The sequence below is a fragment of the Cetobacterium somerae ATCC BAA-474 genome (genome assembly GCF_000479045.1).
Taxonomy (GTDB): domain Bacteria; phylum Fusobacteriota; class Fusobacteriia; order Fusobacteriales; family Fusobacteriaceae; genus Cetobacterium_A; species Cetobacterium_A somerae.
Genome location: NZ_KI518175.1, coordinates 1 through 1,598, shown reverse-complemented (window position 1 = coordinate 1,598; position 1,598 = coordinate 1). Strand labels below are relative to the sequence as shown.

Annotated in this window: 1 protein-coding gene; it reads right to left on the bottom strand. The window is 30.1% G+C overall.

What is annotated here, in order from left to right; translation table 11 throughout:
- Positions 1-177: 177 nt before the first annotated feature.
- Complete coding sequence (locus tag HMPREF0202_RS09025) at positions 178-1,389, bottom strand: NupC/NupG family nucleoside CNT transporter (protein ID WP_023052493.1); 1,212 nt, start codon at positions 1,387-1,389, stop codon at positions 178-180.
- Between the last annotated feature and the right edge of the window lie 209 nt (positions 1,390-1,598).

Below are 1,598 nucleotides of genomic sequence, written 5' to 3'. Positions count from 1 at the left end.
ACGTATCAGGTATTCTGATTTTTTTCTTCATTGTTTCCTCCTAGTTAATTATTTTTGTTTGTACGAGTATATAATATAAAATTCTAAAAAACAATAGTTAATAAAAAAAATATAAAAAATATATAATAAAAAAAGACAAGAAAATTTTCTTGTCTTTTTATGAGTAAATATATAGTTTTAGAAAAATACTCCTGCTATAACTCCATTTAAAAGAGAAGCTAAGAAACCTGCTAAAACGGCTCTCATACCTACTTGAGCAATTTCACTTCTTCTATTAGGGGCGATAGCTCCTAAAGCTCCAATTTGAAGTCCTAAAGAGGCTACGTTAGCGAATCCAAGTAAAGCGAAACTCATAATAGCTATTGTTTTTTCAGAAAGTCCAGCTATGTTTTTTGTGAAATCTACATAGGCAACAAACTCATTAAGTACCATTTTTTGTCCTAATAAACTTCCTGTATAAACAGCTTCGTGCCATGGAATACCCATAGCATAAGTTATAGGAGCAAAAATATAACCTAAAATTGTTTGAAGAGTAAGTTGGATTCCAAATAGATCTCCAATTCCACCTAAAATCATGTTTACTAGAGAAACTAGAGCGATGAATGATATTAAAATAGCTCCGATTATAAGAGCGATGTTCATACCATCAATAGTTCCCTTTGCAGCAGCTTCGATAACATTAACAGAATCACTTTTTGTAAACTCAATTTTTTCATCTTCTGATTCAGCTTGAGTTTCAGGCATGATTAGTTTAGCGAAAACTAATCCACTTGGAGCGGCCATGAAAGAACCAGCAATTAAATATTTCATAGGAACACCTAAAGCAGCATATGCAGCAAGAGTAGAACCAGAAACAGAGGCAACTCCACAAGTTAAAACAGCAAAAAGTTGCGATCTACTTAAATTTGCTATATAAGGTTTTATAACTAGTGGTGCTTCAGTTTGACCAAGAAAAATATTTGCAGCAGCAGATACAGATTCAGCTTCTTTAGTTCCTAAAAGTTTTGATATTCCACCACCGATATATTTGATAACTAATTGCATAATTCCTAAATGGTATAATACAGAGATTAAAGCACCAAAGAAAATAATAAGAGGTAGAACATTAAAAGCGAAAACAAATGCGATGTTAGTTCCCGGCGTGTATAATCCTCCAAAAACAAATTGTATTCCCTCATTAGCTTGAGCAATTATTTTGTTAAAACCATTAGAAACAGACTCAAGGATATAAGCTCCACCAGACGTTTTCATTACTATAAAGGCGAAACAAAATTGTAGTGCAAAACCAGCTATAATTGTTCTCCATTTGATGTTTTTTCTATCGTAAGATAGAAGATAACCTAAAAATAAAATTACAAAAATCCCGAATATACTTCTCAGTATAGACACATTACCAGCTCCTCTATAACTATAATATTATTTTGATATTACTATCAAAAATTACTTTATCCTTTTAATTATATTCTAAAATATATAATATACATAGGACAAGTTGCCTAGTAAAAAAAATATATGTATATAGATAAAAATAATAAGAAAAATTATGTACACTTTTTATTTTGTAAATATAACAAAAAAAACATAATTAAAACTAAAAG